We start from the raw sequence: 25,231 nt of genomic DNA, 5'->3' as shown, positions 1-25,231 counted from the left end.
CTCGGGCCCCTCGGACCGGCCGCCGTTTCCGCTGCCCCGGAGCCGGTGCCGTCAGCGCGACGCGTAGACCTTCTCGACGAAGCCGGCGATCTGCTCGTCGTTCAGGTGCCGGGCCAGATCGGCCTCCGTGATCATGCCGACGAGCTTCTTCTCCTGGATCACCGGCAGCCGCCGGATCTGGTTCGTCTGCATCTCGTCCAGCACCTGGTCCACGCTCGCGTCGGCGTCGATCCAGCGGGGGGTGCCCTGCGCCAGGTCGCCGCACGTCACCTTCGACGGATCGTGGCCCTTGGCCACGCACTTCACGACGATGTCTCGGTCGGTGATGATGCCGCACAGTCGTTCCTTGGCATCGCTGACGGGCAGCGCGCCCACGTTCAGGCGCGCCATCAGCTGTGCGGCCCGGTCGAGGGTCTCGGTCGCCAGGATCCACTGGGCTCCGGGATGCATGATCTCTGCGGCGGTGGTCATCGGTTCAACCTCCTTGCGGACACGCCCGTACGGGTGAAAAGGGCGTCCTTCTTTCACCGTACGAGCATGTCCGCTGCCCCGCGCGAGGGTCGGTCGGCAGGTCGCCGCAGGACCCTCGCAGGCCGGTCCGCAGGCCGGTCCGCGGGCCGGTCGGTCAGCCGGCCTGCCGGGTGAACACCTCGTACGCACGGTCGTCGAAGAGCACGAACCGCACCTCTTCCACGGCTGTCCGCTCGGCCCGCACCGTCTCCACCGCGATCCGTGCCGCGTCCTCCATCGGCCACCGGTACACGCCGGTGGAGATGGCCGGGAAGGCGACCGTCCTGGCTCCCAGTTCACCGGCCACGCGGAGCGACTCGCGGTAGCAGGAGGCGAGCAGGTCGGAGCGGTCCTCGGTGGCGGACCAGACCGGGCCCACGGTGTGGATGACCCAGCGGGCGTCCAGCTCGCCCGCCGTGGTGGCGACCGCCTGGCCCGTGGGCAGGCCCTTGCCGTACCGCGAGGCGCGCAGTCTGCGGCACTCCTCCAGGATCGCGGGGCCACCGCGCCGGTGGATCGCGCCGTCCACTCCTCCGCCGCCGAGCAGGGAGGAGTTGGCCGCGTTGACGATGGCGTCGGCGCTCTGCCGGGTGATGTCGCCCTGGACGAGAGTGATGGTGGTCATGGCTGTCTCTATATCAGCTCCCTGCCGGCCGGGGCCGTTTCGCAGGCCGGCCCATCACCGTGCGGCGGGCGGAGGCCGGGTCTCTGGCCCACCGGGCACGGGCCGGGTACCAGCTGGTGTGCGGTGAAGTCGCTGGTGTGCCGGTGTTCCGCTGGAGTCGCCGATGTGCCGGTGGAGTGGCCGGTGTGGCGGTGGAGTGGCCGGTGTGGCGGTGGATTGGCCGCAACACACAGGCGCGCTACGGCTGTTGGCGCAGCCGCCGCCAGACCGCCTTGGCCGCGTTGTGCCCGGACATGCCGTGCACACCGGGGCCCGGCGGGGTGGCCGAGGAGCAGATGAAGACGGCCGGATGCGGGGTCCGGTACGGGTACAGGGACAGTCTGGGGCGCAGCATGAGCTGGAGTCCGGAGGCCGCGCCGCAGGCGATGTCGCCGCCGACGTAATTGGCGTTGCGGGCGGCCATCTCGGCCGGGCCCGCGGTGGCGCGGGCCAGGACACGGTCGCGGAAGCCGGGCGCGAAGCGCTCCAGCTGGCGCTCCATCGCGTCCGTGAGGTCGCCCTGCCAGCCGTTGGGTACGTGGCCGTACGCCCAGAAGACGTGTTTGCCCTCGGGGGCGCGGGTGGGGTCGACCACGCTGGGCTGGACGGTGATCAGGAACGGCCTGTCGGGGGCGTGCCCCCCGTGGGAGGCGGCGCGCAGGGCGGTGCCGATCTCGGCCCGGCTCGCGCCGATCTGCACGGTACCGGCGACGCGGGCCTCGGGGGCGGTCCAGGGGACCGGGCCGTCCAGCGCATAGTCGATCTTGAAGACGCTGGCGCCGTAGCGGTAGCTGTCGTAGTAGCCGCCGAAACCGGCGATGCGGGCGAGCGCGGCGGGCGAGGTGTCGAAGACGTACGCGCGCGCGGGCGGCAGGTCGTCCAGGCGCTTGACCTCGTAGTCCGTGTGGACGGCGCCGCCGAGGTCCTTGAGGTAGGCGGCGAGGGCGTCGGAGATGGCCTGGGAGCCGCCGCGGGCCACCGGCCAGCCCCGGGCGTGCGCGGCCAGCGCGAAGACCAGGCCGACGGCGCCCGTGGCCAAGCCGCCCAGCGGGGCGATGACATGGGCGACGAGGCCGGAGAAGAGGGCCTTGAACCGCTCGTCGTGGAAGCGGCGCATCAGCCAGGTGGAGGGCGGCAGTCCGGCCAGGCCGAAGCGGGCGAGGGTGACCGGGTCACGGGGCAGCGCGGTCAGCGGCAGCGACATGAAGTCCCGGGCGAGCGTGTCCCAACGGGGCAGGAACGGCGCGACCAGCCTGCGGTAGGCGCCCGCGTCGCGCGGCCCGAAGGAGGCGGCCGTCTCGGCGACGGACCGGGACAGCACGGCCGCCGTGCCGTCCGGGAACGGGTGCGCCATGGGCAGGTCCGCGTGCAGCCACTGCAGGCCGTAGCGGTCCAGGGGCAGCGCGCGGAACGCGGGCGAGTTGATGCCGAGGGGGTGGGCGGCCGAGCACGGGTCGTGCAGGAAGCCGGGCAGGGTCAGCTCCTCGGTGCGGGCGCCGCCACCGACGGTGGACTTCGCCTCGAAGAGGGCGACGGAGAAGCCGCGGCGGGCCAGCTCCACGGCAGCGGTCAGTCCGTTCGGCCCCGCACCCACCACAACCGCATCGAGCATCGACGGCACCTTCGGACCCCTTCGTCAGCCGATGGCCACTCGGGTTCAGGATATGCCGGAGGACGGACACTCCCCGGGCCGGGTGCCTCAGGCGGCGGTGCGCAGCAGCTCCACGACCCGGCGGGCGGTGGCGGCGTCCCGGGCGGCGGTGAACGGCAGCGCGTTGGCCCCGGTCACGCGGAACGGATCACCACTGCGGGTCAGGTGGGCGCCGCCCGCCTCCTCGACCAGGAGCAGTCCGGCCGCGTGGTCCCAGGCGGCCTCCCAGGAGAACGCCACGGCGTCCAACTCGCCCCGGGCCATGGCGAGATACTCCAGGCCCGCCGAGCCGCAGGGTCGCGGGGCGATGCCGTCGGTCCACAGCGCGCGCAGCGATCGCTTCTGCTCGTCGGTGGTGAAGTCCGGGTGGGAGGTGGCCACGCGGAGGTCGCGGCCGGGTGCGGGCGGGCCCGCGAACAGCCGCTCGCCGTCCAGGTGGGCGCCTCGGCCGCGGACGGCGGTGGCGAACTGGTCACGTGCGGGGGCGTAGGTCCAGGAGGCCAGGACGGTGCCCCGGTGGGCGAGCGCGACCAGGGTGCAGAAGCCGTCGTCGCCGTTCACGAACTGCCGTGTGCCGTCGACCGGGTCGATGATCCACACGGGCGCGTCGCCCTGGATCGCCCGGTACGTCGCCGGGTCGGCGTGCACGGCCTCCTCGCCGACGACCACCGAGCCCGGCAGCAGCGCACCGAGGACCTCGGTGAGCCGCCGCTCGGCGAGCCGGTCGGCGTCGGTCACCAGGTCGTGCGGCCCGCTCTTCTGGTCGACCTCGTGCTCGGCGAGGCGCCGGAAGCGGGGCAGGATCTCGGCCGCGGCCGCCTTCCGGACCGCTTCCTCCACGTCGGCCGAGCAGCGGATGAGAAACTCGTCGATGGTTTCCGTGTCTTGGATCATGCCCCCCATGAGAACACGCGCCACTGACATTCCCCGCCCGAGTGGTGGACGCAAGGTGGAATCGGGATGAAGAGCGGGTGCGGGCGGAGCCGACGGACAGGAGCCGGGTCGCCGGGTCCACCGGGCACGGACCGGCCACCTCGGCCCGTGGCAACGGGCCGACCACCCAGGTCAGCGGGCAGGGGCCGGTCACCCGAACCGCTGGGCACGGTGCCGGGGCGGCTGCCCGAGGGCCGGAAACCGGCCACCGAGCTTCGTGGGCAGGGGCCGCCCCCCTCAGCCCCCAGCCGAAGGCCGGCCACCGAGACCCCTGCGCAAGAAACCGGCCACCGCGTTCCCAGACAGAAGTCGGCCGCCCAGCCCCGGCCGACGACCGACCGCCGAAACCCACCGGCAAGAAGCCGGCCACCCGAGCCCAAAGGCAGAGGCCGGCCGCCCAAGCCCACAGACTGAGCCCACAGGCAGGGGTCGGCCGCCCAAGCCCACAGGGGGGCCGGCGGCCCAAGCCCTCCGCCAGAGGTCGGCGGCCCAAGCCCATTGGCGGGGGGGAGAGACCGCTCCGGCCCATTGGCGGGGGGGGCGGCCGCTCGGGCCCATTGGCCGGGGACGGCCGCTCGGGCCGTCGGACAGGCCACGGCCAAGTACGGCAAACCGGCCGGTCCGGCGGACGCCCACGGCAGCCGCGCCCCAACGGTCACGCCCCAGCGGCGGTCACGCCCCAGCGAACGCGTCCCCTGCGTCAGCGCCCGCTGCGTCAGCGCCCAAGCGGCCGTGACCTCGGCGACCGCACCCTCAGCGGCCCACCGCGTACCCCTGCATTCCGCGCGGGTTCGCGGCGGCCGACAGGATTCCGGACTCCGGGTCGCGGGACACAGCGCATAGGCGACCCTCCGACCAGCCGGGGCCCACCGTGACGTCATGGCCTCGGCGGCGCAGCTCCTCGACCACGTCCGCGTCCATGCGAGCCTCCACCGTCAGGCTGCCCGGGCGGTGCCCGCGCGGATGGAAGGAGCTGGGGAAGCCGTCGTTGTGCCAGTTCGGGGCGTCGATGGCGCCCTGCAGGTCGAGGCCGCCACGGACCGGGGCACGCAGGGCTGCGGCGAGGAAGAAGTGCAGTTGCCACTGGTCCTGCTGGTCGCCGCCGGGCGTGCCGAACGCCAGCACCGGGACACCGTCGCGCAGGGCGAGCGACGGGGTGAGGGTGGTGCGGGGGCGGCGGCCCGGGGTGAGGGAGTTCGGCAGGCCCTCCTCCAGCCAGGTCATCTGCAGCCGGGTGCCGAGCGGGAAGCCCAGCTCGGGCACGACCGGGTTGGACTGGAGCCAGCCGCCGCTGGGCGTGGCCGCGATCATGTTGCCCCAGCGGTCGACGACGTCCAGGTGGCAGGTGTCGCCGCGGGTGCTGCCGTCGGCATCCACGCGGGGGTCGCCGGGGAGCCGCGCGACGGTCGGCTCGCCCGCGCCCAGCGGATCGAAACCGGTGCCGTCGCCGCTCGCCACGCGCGCGTAGGCCTGTGCGGGCAGCCGCGGGGTGCGTCCGCCGGGGCTGCCCGGCCGCAGCTCGTAGGAGGCCCCGGTGCCGACGAGGTCCCGCCGGGCGGTGTTGTAGCGGTCCGACAGCAGTTCGGCGAGGGGCACGTCGGCGGCGTCCCCGTACCAGGCCTCGCGGTCGGCCATGGCGAGCTTGCAGCCCTCGACGAGCAGGTGGACGTAGTCGGCCGAGCCGTGGGCGGGCAGTTCGGGCGGGAGCAGGGCGAGCTGCTGGAGGAAGGCGGGGCCCTGGCTCCAGGGGCCCGCCTTGCACACGGTCCAGCCGTTCCAGTCGTACGTCACCGGCGTCTCGTAGGCCGCCGACCAGTCGGCGAGGTCGGCCTCGGTGAGGGTGCCGGTGTGCCGTTCGCCGCTGGTGTCCCGGGTGGGCCGCCGGGACTGCCGGACCAGGGCCTCGGCGATGAAGCCGCACCGCCACACCTCGCGCGCGGCGTCGATCCGGGCCTCCCTGTCACCGGCCCGGGCGGTCTCGGCCAGCAGCCGCTTCCAGGTGGCGGCGAGGACGGGATTGCGCAGCAGTTCCCCGGACCGGGGCGCCCTGCCGCCCGGCAGGTACACCTGGGCCGAGGAGGTCCACTCGGTCTCGAACAGCTCCCGCACGCTCTCCACGGTCGCGCCGACGTTCTCCACGGGCGCGTGCCCGTGCTCGGCGTACCCGATGGCGTACTTCAGGACGTCGTCGAGGGACTTGGTGCCGTGGTCGCGCAGGAGCAGCAGCCAGGCGTCGAAGGCTCCGGGCACGGCGGCCGCGAGCGGTCCCGTGCCGGGGACGAGATCCAGACCGAGTCCCCGGTAGTGCGCGACCGTGGCGCCCGACGGGGCCACGCCCTGCCCGCACAGCACGCGCACCTCACCGCCGGCCGGGGCCAGCAGGATCGGCACCTCGCCGGCCGGCCCGTTCAGGTGCGGCTCCGCCACGTGCAGCACGAACGCGCCCGCCACGGCCGCGTCGAAGGCGTTGCCTCCCTCCTCCAGGACCGCCATCGCCGACTGGGAGGCCAGCCAGTGGGTGGAGGACACCATGCCGAAGGTGCCCTGGAGGGTGGGCCGGGTGGTGAACCGCATCTCTCACCTCGCTGTTGCGGACGGCGGTCGATCAGCAGGCTATCGACCGGATGCAGCCCAGATCCGGGGCCCGGCGGTTCCCGGCGGTCACGACCACCAGGTCCGGCGGTTCCCGACCGCCATGGCCACCAGGCCCAGCAGTTCCCGACCGCCATGGCCACCAGGCCCAGCAGTTCCCGACCGCCATGGCCACCAGGCCCAGCAGTTCCCGACCGCCATGGCCACCGGGGCGGCAGTTCCTGGCAGTCATGGCCGCCGGGGGCGGCGCCTGGGGTGAACGTCGTTGCAGGGGACTAGAATTGGGGCGGCATTCGTTCAGGAATCAAGGCACGGGGGTCCGATGACTGGTCAGTGGGAGATGCTCGGCGAAGCCGGCGGCATCGAGGCGTACGTGCACCGCCCGGCGGGCGACGTGCGGGGCGCGGTGGTGGTCTGCTCCGAGCTGTACGGCGTGAACACCTATGTCCGCGACACCTGCGCGGAGTTGGCCGCGGCCGGGTACGTGGCGCTGGCGCCCGACTACTACTGGCGCAGCGCCCGCCGCACCGCGCTCGGGTACTCCGCGGAGGAGCGCGAGGACGGCCTGGTGCTGATGCGCGCCCTGGACCGGGACGAGTTGGTGGCCGACGCCTCGGCGGCCCTGGCGGCGGCGCGCGCCGAGGCCGGGGAGCGGGGAGTGGCCTTCCTGGGGCTGAGCATGGGCGGGCACATCGCGGTGCGGGCGGCGACCGCGCTGCGATTCGAGCTGGCCGCCGTGTTCTACCCGGGCTGGCTGCTGAACAGCGGCTTCCCGCTCGTCGGCCCGGTGCCCCCGTTGGAGACCAGCGAGCGGATCGCCGAGGGCGGTGCCTTCCTGCTGGGCTTCCGCGGCGAGCTGGACCACATCATCCCGGCCGAGGAGTGGGAGCAGGCCGAGCAGCGGCTCACCGAGGCCAAGGTGCCGCACGAACTGGTCACCTACCCGGGCGCCCGGCACGGCTTCGCCTGCGCGGACCGCCCGGCCGACTACGAACCACAGGCCGGCGCGGATGCCTGGCGGAGGGTCTACGCCGCGCTGGAGACGCACCTGTAGGGCCCGGCCCGCCGGACAGGTCCCGGGCCGGTCCGGCGCTCTGCTTCGGCAGGCCCATGCGGGCCGATGAGGACGAGCCGGGGAGGGCGGGCATCAGCCCACGGTTCCGGGCGCCGACCGGCTTGTACGGTCACCGGTGACGGGCTCGTACGGGATCGTGTCGCCCGGCGGCCGGACAGGCGCGAGCGGCGCGGGTGCCCGGCCTCTCCTGCCGGAGCGGGCGGGCGGCCGCGCACGCGCCTCTGATCCCCGGCTCCGAGTGGCCCGCGTCGTACGCCTCCCCTTCGTCGGGCTCTTGCACCATCCGTGCGGTGACCACCGTCCCGCTCGGCCGGTGGGTGGTCCGGGTGAAAACGACCCGGCCACGCCGGAACCACGGTGATGTCGCCGATACCTTCGGTGCGAGCCGGATCGCCGGCTGACCGCACCGGGCACAGCACCGACGTTCCTGGCCGGTGAGGCACCGAGCCACCCGCGCCACGGGACCGGACTCCTCGTGGGGTACCCACTCACCGCTGGAGTCTTCCGCGCGGAGCGCCGACAACGGTGGCCGACGAGTGCCCTGTCCCGGTGCCGGTGCCGGTGCCGGTGAGCCCGCCCCGGCCGAAGGTCGACCCTGCCGGAGCCCAACGCGTACCCCATAGCGCTGAGTTATGGATTTCTGATGTCTCCCCGATGGCACAGGGGTGGCCGAATACTCGTTCTTGCGCAAACCGAGTACCGGAAGTGCACGCCTCACCGGACCAGGCTCCGCGGCCGTTCGAGCCGTGACCGCCCCCGCGACCGGGTGACCGCTTCCCCACATGAGCTGTCGCACCGCCGCCAATACCCCACACAGCCACGCACGGTCGGCGAGCCGGCCGGCGCTCTGGTCATCCATGGATTCGCCGACGGAACGCGCTGCCGGGCGCCGCCCGCAGTTCGACGCTGTCCGGGTCCAGACTCCCCATCGCCCGTCCCCGGAGACACCATGCGTTTTCCAGCTACGACGAGACGTCCACTGCACGGGGCGTCTCGCCTGTTCGTCCTGTCCGCCCTGGTCACCCTGGGCATCGTCCCCGCCCACCCCGCCCACGCGTACAACGGGAGCGCTTCGGCGTGTGCACTGCAGGGGACGACCGGTTACACCGACGAGGGCCAACAAACCGACTACACACGGTTCCAGAACCCGGCCGGCACCAAGCACGTGGCCGTGATCTACGTGGACTTCCCCGACGCGGTCGGCACCACCCTGCCCCTGACCGCGTACTACGACCAGCTGTCGGGAGCCGCCGACTGGATGCGGACCGCATCCAACGGCAAGACATCGCTCGACCTGCAGGCCCCGTACGCCCACTGGGTGCGCATGCCGAAGAACTCCACGGACTACGACTGGGAGCGCGGATTCTCCTGGGCCACGCACCGGACCTACGTGAAGGACGCGCTGACCGGTGCCGCCGCCGCGGGCGCCGACCTCTCCCAGTACGACATGTTCTACATCGTGCCGACCAGCACCGCAGCCGCGATCGGTCACTCCCCCACCTTCATCCAGGACCCGGCCCAGCCGACCCAGGTGTGGAACGGGGCGACCCGGAGCTGGGTGACGATCCGCTGGGCGGTGACCTTCGGTCAGGACATGTGGACCTGGGGCTACAAGGTCGCCGACCACGAGACCAGCCACACGTTCGGCCTGCCCGACCTCTACGCCGTCAGCGGCGACGAGAACCAGTACACCGGCGGCTGGGACCTCATGGGTCTGATCTCGGGCCCGGCCCCCCAGTACTTCGGCTGGGAGGCGTGGAAGTTCGGCTGGATCACCGACCCCCAGGTCTCCTGCCTGTCCACGGCGAACACGTACTCCACGACCCTGAACGGTGTGGAATACGCGGGCGGTGGCTACAAACTGGCGGTGATCAAGACCAACGACACCACCGCCTATGTCGCCGAGTCCCGCAAGGCCGCAGGAAACGACTCGGGCGCCTGTGCCACCGGTGTCGTCATCTACAAGGTCGACACCTCGACCGTCACCGGCAGCGGGCCGATCCGGGTGGTCAACAATCCGGACGCCGCCGCGCCTACCGGGAACTGCACCGCACCGGACATGCAGACCTGGAAGCCCGGCCAGTGGTTCCAGGACAGCACCGCCCGCATCCGGATCTACGTGAACAGCTCCGACGCGTACACCGACACCGTCTGGACCTACAAGTGGTGACCGTTCAGCGACAGGGACCGGATCCCCATAACGCGATGTTCTGGGGATCCGGGAGCTGGCTGTGAGGGCCGACCGTCTACACCCTTGACCTCAGCTCAGTGAAATGTCACATCGCATAGGGAGCCATCGTGAGAGCACGACGTTCCGGGATGGTCATGGCCGCCGCCCTCGGGCTCGTCGCCGTCGCCGGCTGCAGGGGAGCCGGCGGGGGCGACGAACAGGGCGGACCGGCGAGCAAGGGAGGCACCCTTCACGTGCTCTCCAGCCTCGACCTGGAGCACTTGGACCCGGCCCGCAACTACGTCACGTCCTCCGAGGACGTGGGCCGCCTCATCTACCGGACGCTGACGACATACGCGGCGGCGCCCGGGCCGGCCGGCGGAAGGATCGTGCCGGATCTGGCGACGGACACCGGCCGCCCGAGCGACGGGGCCCGGACCTGGACCTTCACGCTCAAGGCGGGGGTGAGGTTCGAGGACGGCCGGCCCATCATCAGCCGGGACATCAAGTACGGGGTCGAGCGGAGCTTCGCCGCGGAGCTCCCCGAGGGGCCGCCGTACGCACGCATGTGGCTTGCCGGAGGCCGGAGTTACAAGGGCCCCTACAAGGACAAGCACGGGCTCGCCTCGATCGAGACCCCCGACGACCGGACGATCGCCTTCAAACTCGACCGGCCCGTGGCCGACTTCGGTTCCGCCGTGTCCCTGCCGACGTTCGCCCCGGTTCCGCAGGACAAGGACACCGGCGTCCGTTACGACAGCAGACCCTTCTCCTCCGGTCCGTACAAGATCGGGGACTTCGAACCCAAGAAGCAGCTCACGCTGGTCCGCAACACCCACTGGAGCCCGGCCACCGATACGGTACGCAAGGGCCTACCGGACAAGATGGTGATCGATCTCAACCTGGACCCGGCCGTCGTCGACCAGCGGCTCATCGCCGCCCAGGGACAGGACGCGGACGCGGTCGCCTTCGAGCCGATCGGCCCGGCCTCGGTCGGGCCGGTGATGGCCAACCCCGCAGTGCACAAGAGGCTGGTCGTCGGCGAGTCCATCAACACGCGATACCTGAGCATCAACACCCGGCACAAGCCCCTCGACGACGTCCGGGTGCGACAGGCGATCGCCTACGCGCTGGACAAGGACGCCCTGCGCACGGCCCGGGGCGGCCCGATCGCCGGCCGGCTGGCTACGACCCTGCTGCCGCCGTCGCTGCCCGGCTCCGTCCCCGACGCCCCCTTCCCGAGCCCGGGCGGCAAGGGCGATCCGACCAAGGCCAAGGCGCTGCTCGCGCAGGCCGGCCATGCATCGGGCCTGACCCTCACGCTCGACACCCCGGCCACCGCGGGCGGACAGGCACAGGGCGAGGCCGTGCAGGCATCTCTGGCCAAGGCGGGGATCAAGGTGAAGATCAACGCGATCAGCTCGTCGGCGTTCTACAGCACGGTGGGGAACACCTCCCAGGAGCACGACCTGGTGATCGACGGCTGGACACCCGACTGGCCCGGCGCCTCCACCTACCTGCCCCTCGTGTTCGACGGCCGGCTGATCACCCCCGAGGGCAACAACAACCACGCCCAGTACGACTCCCCCACGGTCAACGCCCGCATCGACGCCATCGCCCGGATGAAGGACCCGGCCGCCGCCGCGACCGCCTACGGCCAACTGGCCAAGCAGATCACGCGTGACGCGCCGGTCGTGCCGTTCTTGTGGGACAAGGCGGCCGTTCTCGTCGGGTCTCACGTCACCGGCGCCTACGGGCACATCGCCTACGTCGGGCGACTGGATCTGGTCTCCCTGGGGCTGCGCAAGTGACGGCCACGCTCCCCGCCGCGGTGCCGTCCGACTCGCCGCCGAGCCTGGCACCGCACGAGACGTCCCTGCTGCGCCGGCTGCTGGACCAGCGCTCCGCCACGGTCGCACTGACGGTGGTCGTCCTCCTGGTCCTGATCGCCCTCGCAGCCCCGCTGATCACCTGGGCCGCCGGCACGTCCCCGACCGACTTCCACTCCGAAGCGGTGGACCCGTCGCTCGGCGGACTGCCGCGCGGCACCGCGGGTGGGATCAGCACCGCGCACTGGCTTGGCGTCGAGCCCGGCAGCGGCCGGGACATCCTCGCCCGGGTCGTCTATGGCGCCCGGATCTCGCTGCTGATCGCCCTCCTCGCCACTGCTGTGTCGGTGACGCTCGGAACGACGCTCGGACTGGCCGCCGGGTTCTTCGGCGGCTGGACCGACACGGTCATCGGCAGGCTGATGGACCTGCTCATGTCGTTCCCCGCCCTGATCTTCATGATCGCGCTGATCTCCGCGGCGCCGGGCGTGAACCGAATGCTGCTGCTGGTCGTCGTGCTCGGCTTCTTCGGCTGGCCGTACGTCGGGCGGATCGTGCGCGGGCAGGCCATGGTGCTCGCCCGCGGCGAATTCGTGGCGGCGGCCCGGGTACTGGGCGCCTCCCGGCGCGCCCTGCTGGTCCGGGAGGTGCTGCCCAACCTGAGCGGGCCGATCCTCGTGGTGGCGACCATGTCGATCCCCAGTTACGTCGCCACCGAGGCGGGCCTGTCCTTCCTCGGCATCGGGGTGCGCCCGCCGACCCCCTCATGGGGCCAGATGATCGCCTCCGCGGTGCCGTGGTACGCCGCCGACCCCGTCTACTTCCTCGTCCCGGGCGCCTTCCTGTTCGTGACCGTGCTCGCCTTCAACGTGCTGGGCGACGCGGTACGGGACGCGCTCGATCCCCGGAGCCGCCACCGATGATCCTCTACGTCCTGCGCAGACTGGCCGCGACAGCGGCGATCCTGCTGGTGGTCTGCGCGGCCACCTTCGCGATCTTCTATCTGATGCCCGCCGATCCGGCCCAGGGCGCCTGCGGCAAGGCGTGCAGCCCGGAGCGGATCGCCCAGATCCGTACCACCCTCGGCCTGAACCACTCGGTGTTCGTGCAGTTCCGCGACTATCTCGTCGGCATCGTGGCCGGCCGCGGCTACGGCACGGGCACGCAGGCCGTGCACTGCCCCGCCCCCTGCCTTGGATTCAGCTTCCAGACCGATCAGCCGGTGTGGCGGATGCTCACGGACCGGCTGCCGGTCAGCATCTCCATCGCCGTGGGCGCGGCGGTGCTGTGGCTGATCGTCGGTGTCACGGCGGGTGTGATCTCCGCTCTGCGCCGTGGCAGCCTGTGGGACCGTGCGGCGATGACGGCCGCGCTCGGCGGGGTCTCGCTGCCGGTGTACTTCACCGCCCTGGTGCTGCAGTACCTGCTGGTCGTCAAGCTCGGTCTGCTGCCGTATCCGCAGGCGATCCCGCTCACCGCGGACCCGGTCGGGTGGGCGCAGTCCATGGTCATGCCGTGGATCACGCTGGCGATGCTCTACGCCGGCATCTACGCCCGGATCACCCGCGGCGAGATGCTCGACAGCCTCGGCCAGAACTTCGTCCGCACCGCCCGCGCCAAGGGCCTGCCCGAGCCGGCCGTGCTGCGTCGCCATGCGCTGCGGCCGGCGCTGATGCCCATCGTGACGATCTTCGGCATGGACCTCGGCGCGCTGCTCGGCGGCGCCCTCATCACCGAGTCGGTCTTCGGCCTGCCCGGCGTGGGAAAACTCGCGGCCGACGCGATCAACAGCGCCGACCAGCCGGTGATCCTCGGGGTCACGCTCTTCGCCGCCGGATTCGTCGTGATCGCCAACGCCGCGGTGGACCTGGTCTACGCGCTCCTGGACCCGAGAGTGAGGGCCGTGGGATGACCCTGCTGACCGTACGTGACCTGACCGTGGACTTCACGGGCGGCGTGCGCGCCGTCGACGGACTCGATCTGGACCTGGCCGCCGGGGCGGTGCTCGGCGTGGTCGGTGAGTCCGGCAGCGGCAAGTCCGTGACCAGCCTGGCCGTCATGGGCCTGCTGCCCGAGGCCCGGATCAGCGGTGAAGTCCGCTTCGACGGGCAGGAGTTGACCGGCTTGGGCCGGCGGGCGCTGCGCCGACTGCGTGGCGACCGGATCGCGATGATCTTCCAGGATCCGCTGTCCTGCCTGAATCCCTACTACCCGGTGGGCTTCCAGATCGCCGAAGCCTATCGTGCGCACCGCCGGGCCGGCCGGCGCGAGGGGCACCGGGTCGCGGTGCGGATGCTGGACCGGGTCGGCATCCCCGAGCCCGAGCGGCGCGCCCGCGCCTATCCGCACGAGTTCTCCGGCGGCATGCGCCAACGCGTGATGATCGCGATGGCCCTGTGCCTGGAACCCGACCTGCTCATCGCCGACGAACCGACCACCGCGCTCGACGTGACCGTGCAGGCCCAGATCCTGGAACTGCTGCGGGAGTTGAGGGAGCGGTCCGGCACCGCCATCATGCTCATCACCCATGACATGGGTGTCGTCGCCGGGCTGGCCGACGAGGTCGTCGTGATGTACGGCGGCCGCGCGGTCGAGCGGGGCACCGTCCGCAAGGTGTTCTACCAGCCGCGCGACACCTACACCAAGGGCCTGCTCGCCTGCGTACCCCGGGTCGACGGGCCGTTGCCCGACCGGCTGCCCACCTTGTCGGCACCGGGGGCGAGGGCATGAATTCCGTGGAACATCCCGTGAATCCACCGCTGCTCGAAGCGCGTGACCTGGTCAAGCGGTTCCCCGTACGGCACGGCCTGACCCGGCGGCTCGCCGGACACATCAGGGCGGTCGACGGTGTGTCGCTGCGGGTGGACGCCGGGGAGACGCTGGGTCTGGTCGGCGAGTCCGGCTGCGGCAAGTCCACGGTCGCCCGGCTGCTGACCCGGCTCATCGAGCCCACCTCGGGGACGATTTCCGTAGCCGGACGGGAACTGACCACGCTGGACGAGCAGGTGATGCGGCCCGTGCGCCGTGACCTGCAGATGATCTTCCAGGATCCGTTCTCCTCACTCAACCCCCGCCAAACCGTCCGCCAGATCCTGGCGGCCCCCTACCGCTACCAACAGCTGCCCCCCGAAGAGCCGGTGGAACAGCTCCTGGAGCGGGTGGGCCTGCGGCCGGAACACGCGGCCCGCTATCCCCACGAGTTCTCCGGCGGGCAGGCACAGCGCATCGGGATCGCCCGGGCGCTGGCGCTGCGGCCGAAACTGGTGGTGTGCGACGAGCCCGTCTCGGCGCTCGACGTGTCGGTACAGGCGCAAGTCCTCAACCTGCTCAAGGACCTCCAGCAGGAGTACGGCCTCGCCTACGTGTTCATCGCGCACGACCTCGGCGCGGTCCGCCAGATCAGCACCCGTGTCACCGTGATGTACCTGGGCACGGTCGTGGAAACGGCCGACCGCGACACCCTCTACGGCCGCGCCGCACACCCGTACACCCACGCTCTGCTCTCCGCCGTACCGCTGCCCGACCCGGACGCCGAACGAGCCCGCGAGCGGATCGTCCTCCACGGCGACCTGCCCAGTCCGCTGAATCCCCCCAGCGGCTGTCCGTTCCGCAGCCGGTGCCCCAAGGCGGCCGACCCGTGTGCCACCGAGCGGCCCGTGCTGCGCGCGATCGCGCCGGGCCATGAGGTCGCCTGCCACTACCCCGAGCCGCTGAGGCGTCCGTCGTCCGCGTCGGTCGCCGAGGAAAGGACCTCATGATCCGCAGCTACCGCCTGCCCGGTCTCGCCGTCACCGACCACGCGTTCACCGTGCCCCTCGACCACGCCGACCCCGCGGGAGCCTCGATTCCGGTGTTCGCCCGGGAACTGTGCGATCCAGCCCGGGCCGGCGAGCCACTGCCCTGGCTGCTGTACCTGCAGGGCGGACCCGGAGGCAAGTCGCCGCGGCCACTGAACGCCACCTCCGGTTGGCTCGCCCGCGCCCTCACCACCCACCGGGTGCTGCTGCTGGACCAACGCGGCACCGGCCGCAGCACCCCGGTCACGGCCCGGTCGGCCGGGCGGTTCTCCGATGCCCGGGAGCTGGCCGGCCATCTCGCCCTCTTCCGCGCGGACTCGATCATCGCGGACGCGGAGCTGATCCGGCGTCAACTGTGCGGCAGCGAAGCATGGGAGACGCTCGGCCAGAGCTACGGCGGGTTCCTCACCCTCACCTATCTCTCCCAGGCTCCCGAAGGATTGCGGGCCTGCTACATCACCGGCGGGCTACCCGGCCTGGACGCCACCGCCGACGACGTCTACGCGGCCACCTATCCACGGGTCAGGGAGAAGGTGACCGCCTTCTACGCCCGTTACCCCGGTGACCGCGAGCTGGTCCGGCGGATCGCCGAGCTGCTCGCCGGCCGAACGGTCCGGCTGCCCGACGGCGACCGGCTCACCGTCCGGCGGCTGCGCACGCTCGGCCTGATGCTGGGCATGGGAGACGGAGCCCAGCGCCTGCACTGGCTGCTGGACGAAGCCCTCGACGCCGACGGCGACCTCTCGGCGACCTTCCTGCACCAGGCGATGAACCTGACCGGGTTCGTCGGCAACCCGCTCTTCGCCGTGCTCCAGGAGTCCATCTTCGCCCAGGGCGGCAAGCCCACCGACTGGGCCGCCGCCCGCGCGCTCGCAGACCGCCCGGAGTTCGCCGAGGACGCCGACCCGCTGCTGTTCACAGGCGAGATGTTCTACCCCTGGATGTTTGAGGAGATCGCCGGGCTGCGGCCGTTCCGCGAAGCGGTCCAGCTGCTGGCCGAGCGAGCCGACTGGCCCGAGCTGTACTCCCCCGCGCGGCTGGCGGCCAACCAGGTGCCGGTGGCCGCCGCGATCTACCACGACGACATGTACGTCCCCACCGAGCTGTCCATGCCGACCGTGCACTCGGTAGGTGCGCTGCGCACCTGGGTCACCAACGAGTGGGAGCACGACGGGGTGACCGCGTCCGGCGAGGGCGTCCTGTCCCGCCTGATGGACATGGCCGCCGACCGGGCCTGACGTCCTCCTCCGCACCCACCCGCTTGACCCCTTTCACCCACCCGAAGGAGATGATGAGGAGACATGTCCCGATCCATCAAGAGCCTCAGAGCCCTTGCCGCGGGCGCCGCCGCGACGGCGTTCCTCTCGCTCGGCGCCGCCGCCCCGCCCCCGCCCCCGCCCCCGGCCCCGGCCCCGGCATCGGGGCAGACCACCGCACCGGCCGCCGACTGCGCCCTCCCCGGCAGAACCGGCTGGACGGACGAGGGCCACACCACCGACTACACCCAGTTCCAGCGGCCTCTCGGCACCAAGCGCGTCCTCATGCTGTTCGTCGACTTCCCCGACGCCCGGGCCTCCGGTTCCACCTCCGACTACTACCGGCAACTCGCCCCGGCCGCCGACTGGATGAAGCGCGACTCCTACGGCCGGACGGCCCTCGACATCACCCCGCTGTCCCGTTGGATACGGATGCCACAGGACTCCACCAGCTACGGCTTCCAGCGCGGCATCACCTTCGAGCAGCACGAGGCATACGTCCGGCAGGCGGTGGCAGCCGCGGACCCGTACACCGACTTCTCCCGCTACGACATGGTCTACGTCGTCCCGGCCAAGTCCGCCTCCGCGATCAGCTTCTCGCCGACGTACCTGTACGACCCCACCACCGCCGGCATCATCGCCGACGGCACGCGCGTCAAGTGGGCGGTGACGTTCGGGCAGGACATGTGGCACTGGGGCTTCAAGGTCGCCGACCACGAGACCAGCCACACCTTCGGCCTGCCCGACCTCTACGCCTTTACCGGCACCGACTACCACCGCTTCGTCCGCGGCTGGGACCTCATGGGCGACATCGCCGGAGCCGCCCCACAGCACGTCGGCTGGGAGCGGTGGAAGTTCGGCTGGATCGACGACCGCCGGGTCGCCTGCCTTCCCTCGGCCGGCAGCCGCACGGTCCGCCTGAAGGCGGTCGAACGTCCCGGTGGAACGAAGATCGCGGTGATCCGCACCGGCGAGACCACCGCCTACGTGGCCGAGTCCCGCAGGGCTGTCGGCGCTGACAGCCACGCCTGTTCCACCGGTGTGCTGGTCTACAAGGTGGACACCTCCACCCAGACCGGCTACGGCCCGGTCCAGATCGTGAACGGAAACCCCGGCGTCACCCCGCCTTCGGGCTGCCAGACCCTGGACATGGCGGCCTTCCACGCCGGGCAGTCCTTCACCGATTCCGCCACGGGAGTCCGGATCGATGTCGAGCACAGCAGCCCTCTTCACGACGAGATCACGATCACCAAGAACTGAGACCAGGTGCGTGCTCGGTGGCTCACTTCAGCATCCGCAGCGACTCGGGATGACGCTTGCGCCACCGCGCGTAGGCCGGAGCGTCGGCACTGGTGGCCAGATACCCCTCGGCGACCCTGCGCACGATCTCGTCGCCGTGCTCGGCCGGCGGTCCGTCCCGGCGCCAGGCGAGCACATGGCGGTACCAGAGCGGACTGCCGGCGAGCGGGCGCACGGCCACGCCCGGCACCTCGATGAACGTCGCCTGGCAGAGGCTGACGGCCAGGCCCGCCCGGACGATTTCGATCAGCTGGCGGCCCTCCGCCTCGTAGGGGGCGTGCGGCTGATGACCCATCAGAGAGAAGACGGATGCCCAGTACTCCCGGGTTCGGTCACTGTCCGGGTGAGGCATGGCCCAGTCGTCCTCGATGAACTCCCTGAGGCTCACCTCCTCCCGCCCGGCCAGCGGGTGAGTGGACGGAAGCAGGGCGAATACGGGCTCGGTGACGACGGGGCGCAGCACGACCCCCTCGCGCGGTGGGAGCTCATGGCCGGGGTTGTCGCCGAGAACCGCCGCCTCCAGACGGCCCGCCGCGAGGTCGTCCAGCAGCGGCAAAGGGGAGTACTGGCATCGGGTCGTCACCTCCGATCCAGGCATCAACTCCCTTGTCGTCACGATGAGATCGGCCAGCAGCGGCGCGCCCACCGAACCGAGGCGGACGCGCCCCGGGGCGGTTCCGCAGCGAGCAGCGCGGGCGGTGTCGGAGAGCAGGCCGTCGATGCCCGGCAGAATCGCCCGCGCCCGGGGCAGCACCAGCTCGCCCAGCGCGGTGGGCACGGCGCCGGCCTGCCCCCGGTCGAAGATCGGTCCGCCCAGCATGGCTTCAATGCGCCGCAGTTGGGCGCTGAGTCCCGGTTGCGTCATACGCAGCGAAGCGGCGGCACGCGTCAGACTTCCGGCCTCCGCGATCGCGCAGATCACTCGCAGATGCCGTACCTCCAGATCCATGGCGCGGATGGTAAGGAGCGGCAGGCGCTTTCCGGCAGGGGTCGGGACATCACAGTCCCATATGAAATGTCACATGTGATCTGCACAGCGCCCTCCGCAACTCTTGGCACAGGACAGTGCAATGTGAAATATTACTGTCGTGCCCACGAGAAACTCCTCGGACGTCATCGTCGTCGGGGCTGGAATGGTCGGTGCCGCCTGCGCCTACTACGCCGCCCGCGCCGGCCTTTCGGTCACCGTGGTCGACCGCGGCGCTGTCGCCGGTGGGACCACCGGCGCAGGGGAGGGAAACCTCCTGGTCTCCGACAAGGAACCCGGCCCCGAACTCACCCTCGCCCAGCTGTCCGCGCGGCTGTGGCGGGAGCTGGCGGAAGCTCTTCCCCCACAGCTGGAGTACGAGGCCAAGGGCGGCCTGGTCGTCGCCTCCGACACACCGGGGATGGACGCCCTGCGGGACTTCGCGGCCGGGCAGGAGAAGGCCGGGGTCGAGGCGGAGGAGATTCCCGCCGACCGGCTCACCGACCTGGAGCCCCATCTCTCCCCCATCCTGGCGGGCGGCTTCCACTACCCCCAGGACGCACAGGTCCAGCCCGCCCTCGCCGCGGCCCACCTGCTGCGCGCCTCGCGTGCCCGGGTCCGCCTCGGAGAGGAGGTCACGGGTCTCCTCACCTGGCCGGACGGCAAGGTGAGGGGCGTACGGACGGCGGCCGGCGCCCTCCACGCCCCGCACGTGGTGAACGCGGCCGGCGCCTGGGGCGGCGAGCTGGCCCGGCGCGCGGGTGCGGACCTGCCCGTCCTGCCCCGCCGCGGCTTCGTCCTCGTCACCGAACCGCTGCCGCGCGTGGTGCGGCACAAGGTGTACGCGGCGGACTACGTCGCCGACGTGGCAAGCGGGTCGGCCGCGCTCCAGACCTCGGCCGTGGTCGAGGGCACCCCGGCGGGCCCGGTGCTGATCGGCGCCAGCCGCGAGCGGGTGGGCTTCGACCGCACGCTGTCCGTCGAGGTGCTGCGCCGCCTCGCCGCCCAGGCCACCGCCCTGTTCCCGGTACTGGCCGGGGTGCGGGCGATGCGGACCTACGCGGGGTTCCGCCCTTACCTCCCCGACCACCGGCCGGCCATCGGCCCCGATCCACGCGTGCCGGGACTGTTGCACGCCTGCGGCCACGAAGGCGCGGGGATCGGCCTGGCTCCGGCCACCGGCCTGCTCATCGCCCAGCTCGTGACCGGGGGGCAACCTCCCTTGGACATCATCCCGTTCAGCCCCGGTCGCTTCACGTCCGTCTCCTGACCCGTCAGCTCTTCCAGAGGAGGCTGCAGTGGCCCGTACCCCCGGTGAACTGGCCGGCGCACGGCCCGGTCCGCCGTTCGAGATCACCGTCGACGGCCGTACCGTCACCGCACTGCCCGGACAGTCCATCGCCGCCGCCCTGTGGGGCGCCGGCATCCTCGCCTGGCGCACCACGCGCGGCAACGGCCGCCCACGCGGCGCCTTCTGCGGCATCGGGCAGTGCTACGACTGCCTGGCCACCGTCAACGGCGGGCCCAACAGAAGGGCCTGCCTGCTTCCCGCGCGCCCCGGTGACGCGATCACCACCCAGGAGGGACACGGCCATGCCGGGCTCGGCGTCTGAACCGTACGACCTTGCGGTGATCGGTGCGGGCAGTGCCGGACTCGCCGGTGCCGTCGCCGCGTCGGAACGGGGCTTGTCCGTCGCCCTGTTGGAAGCGTCGGAGCAGATCGGCGGCCAGTTCTATCGTCATCCGTCCCCGGCCCTCGGTGCCGTACGGCCGCAGGCCCTGCACCACGACTGGGCCGCTTTCGACGCATTGCGCCGACGTCTGGAGGCGAGTGCCGTCGCACCGCTCCTCGGGCATCACGTGTGGAGCGTGGCACCGGAGAGTGGGGAGCTGTGGGCGGTGCGCGCCGTCACCGGCGCCGACGGCGAAGCGGAACGCACGGCACAGGTGCGGGCCCGCACGATCCTGCTCGCGACCGGTGCGTACGAGCGGCAACTTCCCTTTCCCGGCTGGACGATGCCCGGGGTGGTGGGTGCCGGGGGCGCCCAGGCGATGCTCAAGGCCGGGCTGGTACTGCCGGGGAAGCGGGTCGTCGTCGCGGGCAGCGGCCCGCTGCTGCTCGCCGTCGCCTCCTCGCTGGCCGCGGCCGGGGCACGCGTCCCCGCCGTCGTGGAGGCATCCGGCTATCTCGGGTACGCCCGCCACCCACGCGCCCTCGCCGCCAACCTCGGCAAGCTCGCCGAGGCCGCGGTCCACGGATCGGCCCTGCTGCGCCACCGTGTGCGGCTGTGTACCCGCAGCGCGGTCACCGAGGTCCACGGCACCGACCGGGTGGAGGCCGTGACCGTCTCCCGCGTCAACCCGCAGTGGCGGCCGATACCGGGAACGGGGCGGCGCATCGCGTGCGATGCGCTGGCCGTGGGACACGGACTGGTCCCGCACATCGACCTGGCCACGAGCCTCGGCTGCGCGACCCGGCGAACACCCGACGCGGCCTCGGCCCTCGTCCTGGGCGACCTGCAGGAGACCTCGGTCCCCGGCATCTGGGCGGCCGGCGAGACAGGCGGCATCGGTGGAGCCCGACTTGCCTGCGTCGAAGGCGAGTTGGCGGCTTCCGCAATCGCCGCCCGGCTGGCTGGCAGACCGTTCCTGACCGGCAGCGGGCGGGCCCGGGAGCTGTGCCGCCGTCGTGACCGGATGCGTGCCTTCGCCGACGCCATGGCGGTCGCACATGCCCCCGGCCCCGGCTGGACCGAGTGGCTCACTGACGACACGGACGTGTGCCGCTGCGAGGAGGTGACCGCCGGTCGCGTCCGGGCGGCGATCGCCGACTTCGGTGCCCGCGACGCCCGTACGGTCAAGCTCCTCACACGAGCGGGCATGGGCTGGTGCCAGGGCCGCATGTGCGGGGCGGCCGTGGCCTGTCTCGCGGCACGCGGCGACGGGACAGGCCACGGCACAGTGCCGCCGTCCGCCGAGCGCCGGCCACTCACCGTGCCGGTGCCGCTCAGGGCGCTCGCGTCGCTCGACGAGCCCGACGAGCCCGACGAGCCCGACGACTGACCCGTACGCACTCCGCACGGGACCTCATGGTCCCGACTAATAAAATGTCACATATTACAGAAGGGTCGACCGACAATGACCTCCAAGTCCTGGAACTCCGACCGCCCCTGGCGCGGCATCATGGTCGCCACCGCCCTCCCCTTGCGCCCGGACCTCTCCGTCGACTACGACGCCTACGCCGAGCACGTCCGCCGGCTGATCGACAACGGCTGTGACGGCGTCGTACCGAACGGCTCGCTCGGCGAGTACCAGACCCTCACCGCCGAGGAGCGCGCCCGCGTCGTCCGAACCGCCGTCGAAGCCGCCGGCGACGGCGCCCGGGTGATGCCCGGGGTCGCCGCCTACGGCAGTGGCGAGGCCCGCCGCTGGGCCGAGCAGGCGGCCGAGGCGGGCTGCGGCTCCGTGCTGCTCCTGCCACCGAACGCCTACCGCGCCGACGAACACGCCGTACGTGCCCACTACGCCCAGGTCGCCGAGGCCGGGGTGCCTGTCGTCGCGTACAACAACCCGATCGACACCAAGGTGGACCTGACTCCGGCACTGCTGGCCCGGCTCCACGGCGACGGCAGCGTGGTCGCGGTCAAGGAGTTCACCGGCGACGTGCGCAGGGCGTACGAGATCGCCGAACTGGCACCCGAACTCGATCTGCTGATCGGAGCGGACGACGTCCTGCTGGAACTCGCGATCGCCGGCGCCGTCGGCTGGATCGCGGGGTACCCGAACGCCTTCCCCGCCGCGTGCGCCCAGCTCTACCACGCCGCCGTCGCGGGCGACCTGGAGACGGCCCTGCCCCTCTACCGGTCGCTGCACCCGCTGCTTCGCTGGGACTCCAGGACCGAGTTCGTGCAGTCGATCAAGCTCTCCATGGACATCGCCGGCCACCACGGCGGCCCCACCCGTCCGCCGCGCTCACCGCTCACCGGCGAGATCGAGGCCGGGGTACGCGCGGCCACCGAGAAGGCCATCGCCCAGGGTCACCACTGACCGGAAGGGACGGACGTCCGTGCGTACCCGTCACGTCTTCCATGCCGTCGACTCGCACACCGAGGGCATGCCCACGCGTGTCATCACCGGCGGCGTCGGGGTGATCCCCGGCGCGACCATGGCCGAGCGCAGGCTCCACTTCATCGAACACCTGGACCACATCCGCACGCTCCTGATGTACGAGCCACGCGGCCACGCCGCCATGAGCGGCGCTATCCTGCAGCCCCCAACCCGCCCCGACGCCGACCACGGGGTCCTGTTCATCGAGGTCTCCGGCCTGCTGCCGATGTGCGGACACGGCACCATCGGGGTGGCCACCGTCCTGGTCGAGACCGGAATGGTGCCGGTCAGCGAGCCGGTCACCACGGTACGACTGGACACCCCGGCCGGCCTGGTCTCCGTCGACGTCCACGTCGAGGACGGCGTGGCGACGGAGGTCACGCTCACCAACGTGCCCGCCTTCTGCCTGGGCCTGGAACGCAAGACCGACGTCCCGGGGTACGGCACGGTGACGTACGACCTCGCCTTCGGCGGCAACTTCTACGCGTTCGTCGAACTCGAAGCACTGGGGCTGCCCTTCGAGCGGGCCCGCAAGGACGACCTCCTCGCCGCCGGTCTCGCCGTCATGGGCGCGATCAACGCCTCACCGGACCGGCCCGTCCACCCCGAACACCCGGAGATCACCGGCGTCAAGCACGTCTACCTCGCCGCGCCCGGCTCCGACGCACACCACTCACGGCACGCCATGGCCATCCATCCCGGCTGGTTCGACCGTTCGCCGTGCGGTACCGGCACCTCCGCCCGCATGGCCCAGCTCCACGCCCGCGGCGAACTCCCGCTGAACCGCGACTTCGTCAACGAGTCCTTCATTGGCACTCGGTTCACCGGCCGCCTGGTCGACGAGACCCTGGTCGGCGGGGTGCCGGCCGTCGTCCCCACCGTCACCGGTCGCGCCTGGATCACCGGCACCGCCCAGTACTTCCTCGACCCGGACGCCCCCTTCCCAGGAGGCTTCCTCCTATGACCGACTCCGCTTCCGTCATCTCCCGCAATCCGGCCGATCCCTCCGACGTCCTGGTGCACATCCCGGCCCCCGGCGCCGCCGGTGCGATCGACGCTGGGGACCGGGCCCGCGCCGCCCAGCCCGACTGGCTCACCGGTGGTGCCGCAGCCCGCTCGTCGGCCCTCACCGCGATCGCCGGGGCCATCGAGGCCGCCGCCGAAGAGCTGTCGGCCCTCGCCGTGCGCGAAGTGGGCAAGCCGCTCACCGAAGCGCGGTCCGAGGTGGCACGTACCGCTGCGATCTGGCGCTACTACGCGCAGGCCCCGTTCGAGCCCACCGGTGCCGTCCACGAAACGGCAGGTGGCCCCGGGCTGTTGCTGACCCGACGACGCCCGCACGGCGTCGCGGCGCTGATCACGCCCTGGAACTTCCCCTACGCCATCCCCAGTTGGAAGGCGGCCCCGGCGCTGGCAGCGGGCAACTCGGTCGTCCTGAAGCCGGCTCCGGAGGCCACAGCGTGCGCCCAGCGTCTCGCGGGGATCCTCGACGGGGCCCTGCCCGCCGGGGTGTTCACCGTCATCCCCGGCGGGGCTGTCGAAGGCGAGGCCGTCGTCTCCGCCGCCGACGTCGTCTCCTTCACCGGTTCCACCGCGGTCGGCCACGCGGTCGTCGGCGCCGCCACCGCCTGGGGCGTTCCGGTCCAGGCGGAGATGGGCGGGCTCAACGCGGCGATCGTCCTGCCCGACGCCGACATCGGCCGGGCAGCCGCCCACATCGCCTCGGCGATCGCCGGATACGCGGGGCAGAAGTGCACCGCGACCAGCCGCGTGATCGCCGTCGGCGCCGCCCTGGACCCGCTGCGCGAGGCCCTGACCGAGGCGCTGCGCGCGCTGCGGGTGGGCGACCCGGCCGATCCGGCCACGGTGTGCGGCCCGCTCATCAGCGAGCGGGCCCGCGACCAGGTGGAGAAGGCCTCCCATGGCCTCTCCGTGCTCGCCGGCGGAGCCGCTGCCCGGACAGCGGGGCCGGACGGCTGGTACACGGCACCCACCCTGGTGGAAAAGGTCCCGTCGGACCACCGGCTGCTGCGGGAGGAGGTCTTCGGCCCGATCGCGGCCCTGCTGCCCGCGGACGACCTCGCCCACGCCGTACGGATCACCAACTCCAGCTCCTACGGCCTCGTCACCTCGGTCCACACGGCCGACCTCGACGTGGCGCTGCACGGTCTCGACCACCTCGGGACCGGCATGATCCGCGTCAACGGGCCGTCCACCGGTGTCGACTTCCACCTGCCCTTCGGCGGCACCAAGGCATCCAGCCACGGCCCGAGGGAGCAGGGCAGAGCCGCCCTGGACTTCTACACCACGAGCCGCACGTACACCCTGGCACCCGCCAGAACAACGTGACATTGTACGCTGACGCTCCGGTCAGGGCACGG

Annotated in this window: 20 protein-coding genes and 1 pseudogene; 15 read left to right on the top strand and 6 right to left on the bottom strand. The window is 72.0% G+C overall.

The features are described from left to right. Positions 1 to 51 precede the first annotated feature (51 nt). The 5 genes from AB0H32_RS12115 to AB0H32_RS12095 all read right to left on the bottom strand — a co-directional run bounded on the left by AB0H32_RS12115 (position 52) and on the right by AB0H32_RS12095 (position 6,332). Positions 52 to 471 (bottom strand): CBS domain-containing protein, encoded by a 420-nt coding sequence (locus tag AB0H32_RS12115; protein ID WP_361118252.1) that lies wholly within the window; start codon positions 469 to 471, stop codon positions 52 to 54. 154 nt (positions 472 to 625) lie between these two features. Further along, a complete protein-coding gene (locus AB0H32_RS12110; protein ID WP_361118249.1) occupies positions 626 to 1,135 on the bottom strand; it encodes an O-acetyl-ADP-ribose deacetylase in 510 nt (169 codons plus the stop codon). 238 nt (positions 1,136 to 1,373) lie between these two features. After that, positions 1,374 to 2,786, bottom strand: a complete 1,413-nt coding sequence (locus AB0H32_RS12105; RefSeq protein ID WP_361118246.1) for an NAD(P)/FAD-dependent oxidoreductase — start codon at positions 2,784 to 2,786, stop codon at positions 1,374 to 1,376. An 87-nt stretch (positions 2,787 to 2,873) separates the two neighbouring features. Continuing rightward, positions 2,874 to 3,719 (bottom strand): inositol monophosphatase family protein, encoded by an 846-nt coding sequence (locus AB0H32_RS12100; RefSeq protein WP_361118243.1) that lies wholly within the window; start codon positions 3,717 to 3,719, stop codon positions 2,874 to 2,876. A gap of 792 nt (positions 3,720 to 4,511) precedes the next feature. Then, a complete protein-coding gene (locus AB0H32_RS12095) occupies positions 4,512 to 6,332 on the bottom strand; it encodes a gamma-glutamyltransferase (RefSeq protein WP_361118240.1) in 1,821 nt (606 codons plus the stop codon). 340 nt (positions 6,333 to 6,672) lie between these two features. Between AB0H32_RS12095 and AB0H32_RS12090 the strand changes: the two genes are divergently transcribed. The 9 genes and pseudogenes from AB0H32_RS12090 (at position 6,673) to AB0H32_RS12050 (ending at position 17,737) form a co-directional block, all read left to right on the top strand. Then, the gene (locus AB0H32_RS12090; protein WP_361118237.1) at positions 6,673 to 7,404 is read left to right on the top strand and encodes a dienelactone hydrolase family protein; all 732 of its coding nucleotides are present in this window, start codon (positions 6,673 to 6,675) and stop codon (positions 7,402 to 7,404) included. Positions 7,405 to 8,374: 970 nt separating this feature from the next. After that, a complete protein-coding gene (locus AB0H32_RS12085; protein ID WP_361118234.1) occupies positions 8,375 to 9,595 on the top strand; it encodes a M6 family metalloprotease domain-containing protein in 1,221 nt (406 codons plus the stop codon). A gap of 128 nt (positions 9,596 to 9,723) precedes the next feature. Beyond that, the gene (locus tag AB0H32_RS12080; protein ID WP_361118231.1) at positions 9,724 to 11,406 is read left to right on the top strand and encodes an ABC transporter substrate-binding protein; all 1,683 of its coding nucleotides are present in this window, start codon (positions 9,724 to 9,726) and stop codon (positions 11,404 to 11,406) included. Beyond that, the gene (locus AB0H32_RS12075) at positions 11,403 to 12,347 is read left to right on the top strand and encodes an ABC transporter permease (RefSeq protein ID WP_361118228.1); all 945 of its coding nucleotides are present in this window, start codon (positions 11,403 to 11,405) and stop codon (positions 12,345 to 12,347) included. Before AB0H32_RS12080 ends, AB0H32_RS12075 begins: the two co-directional genes overlap by 4 nt. Next, entirely contained in the window at positions 12,344 to 13,336 is a 993-nt protein-coding gene (locus AB0H32_RS12070; RefSeq protein ID WP_361118225.1) for an ABC transporter permease, read from the top strand. Before AB0H32_RS12075 ends, AB0H32_RS12070 begins: the two co-directional genes overlap by 4 nt. Continuing rightward, positions 13,333 to 14,100: pseudogene (locus AB0H32_RS12065) on the top strand (ABC transporter ATP-binding protein); the annotation flags it as partial. The gene AB0H32_RS12070 and the pseudogene AB0H32_RS12065, both read left to right, overlap by 4 nt. 71 nt (positions 14,101 to 14,171) lie before the next feature. Then, on the top strand, positions 14,172 to 15,182 hold the full coding sequence (locus AB0H32_RS12060) for a dipeptide ABC transporter ATP-binding protein (protein WP_361118222.1): 1,011 nt from the start codon (positions 14,172 to 14,174) through the stop codon (positions 15,180 to 15,182). Then, the gene (locus AB0H32_RS12055; RefSeq protein ID WP_361118220.1) at positions 15,179 to 16,459 is read left to right on the top strand and encodes an alpha/beta fold hydrolase; all 1,281 of its coding nucleotides are present in this window, start codon (positions 15,179 to 15,181) and stop codon (positions 16,457 to 16,459) included. Before AB0H32_RS12060 ends, AB0H32_RS12055 begins: the two co-directional genes overlap by 4 nt. Before the next feature lie 63 nt (positions 16,460 to 16,522). Further along, positions 16,523 to 17,737 carry a M6 family metalloprotease domain-containing protein gene (locus tag AB0H32_RS12050; protein WP_361118217.1) on the top strand — a complete coding sequence of 405 codons (1,215 nt, stop codon included), beginning with the start codon at positions 16,523 to 16,525 and terminating at the stop codon, positions 17,735 to 17,737. Between the two features lie 22 nt (positions 17,738 to 17,759). Here the strand turns inward: AB0H32_RS12050 and AB0H32_RS12045 are convergent, their stop codons facing one another. Beyond that, positions 17,760 to 18,725: a LysR family transcriptional regulator gene (locus AB0H32_RS12045; RefSeq protein WP_361118215.1), complete on the bottom strand. Its 966-nt coding sequence runs from the start codon at positions 18,723 to 18,725 to the stop codon at positions 17,760 to 17,762. A 139-nt stretch (positions 18,726 to 18,864) separates the two neighbouring features. Here AB0H32_RS12045 and AB0H32_RS12040 point away from each other — a divergent pair, with 139 nt between their 5' ends. The 6 genes from AB0H32_RS12040 to AB0H32_RS12015 all read left to right on the top strand — a co-directional run bounded on the left by AB0H32_RS12040 (position 18,865) and on the right by AB0H32_RS12015 (position 25,199). Next, positions 18,865 to 20,013: an FAD-binding oxidoreductase gene (locus AB0H32_RS12040; protein WP_361118212.1), complete on the top strand. Its 1,149-nt coding sequence runs from the start codon at positions 18,865 to 18,867 to the stop codon at positions 20,011 to 20,013. Between the two features lie 28 nt (positions 20,014 to 20,041). Next, positions 20,042 to 20,356, top strand: a complete 315-nt coding sequence (locus AB0H32_RS12035) for a (2Fe-2S)-binding protein (RefSeq protein WP_361118209.1) — start codon at positions 20,042 to 20,044, stop codon at positions 20,354 to 20,356. Further along, positions 20,337 to 21,806 (top strand): NAD(P)/FAD-dependent oxidoreductase, encoded by a 1,470-nt coding sequence (locus tag AB0H32_RS12030; protein WP_361118207.1) that lies wholly within the window; start codon positions 20,337 to 20,339, stop codon positions 21,804 to 21,806. The genes AB0H32_RS12035 and AB0H32_RS12030 overlap by 20 nt, the downstream gene beginning before the upstream one ends. A gap of 75 nt (positions 21,807 to 21,881) precedes the next feature. After that, a complete protein-coding gene (locus tag AB0H32_RS12025; protein WP_361118204.1) occupies positions 21,882 to 22,790 on the top strand; it encodes a dihydrodipicolinate synthase family protein in 909 nt (302 codons plus the stop codon). Positions 22,791 to 22,809: 19 nt separating this feature from the next. Next, positions 22,810 to 23,814: a proline racemase family protein gene (locus tag AB0H32_RS12020; RefSeq protein ID WP_361118201.1), complete on the top strand. Its 1,005-nt coding sequence runs from the start codon at positions 22,810 to 22,812 to the stop codon at positions 23,812 to 23,814. Beyond that, the gene (locus tag AB0H32_RS12015) at positions 23,811 to 25,199 is read left to right on the top strand and encodes an aldehyde dehydrogenase family protein (RefSeq protein WP_361118198.1); all 1,389 of its coding nucleotides are present in this window, start codon (positions 23,811 to 23,813) and stop codon (positions 25,197 to 25,199) included. The genes AB0H32_RS12020 and AB0H32_RS12015 overlap by 4 nt, the downstream gene beginning before the upstream one ends. Positions 25,200 to 25,231: the final 32 nt, after the last annotated feature.

The sequence above is a fragment of the Streptomyces sp. NPDC020362 genome, assembly GCF_040642095.1.
Taxonomy (GTDB): domain Bacteria; phylum Actinomycetota; class Actinomycetes; order Streptomycetales; family Streptomycetaceae; genus Streptomyces.
This window is presented reverse-complemented; position numbering and strand designations above follow the sequence as displayed.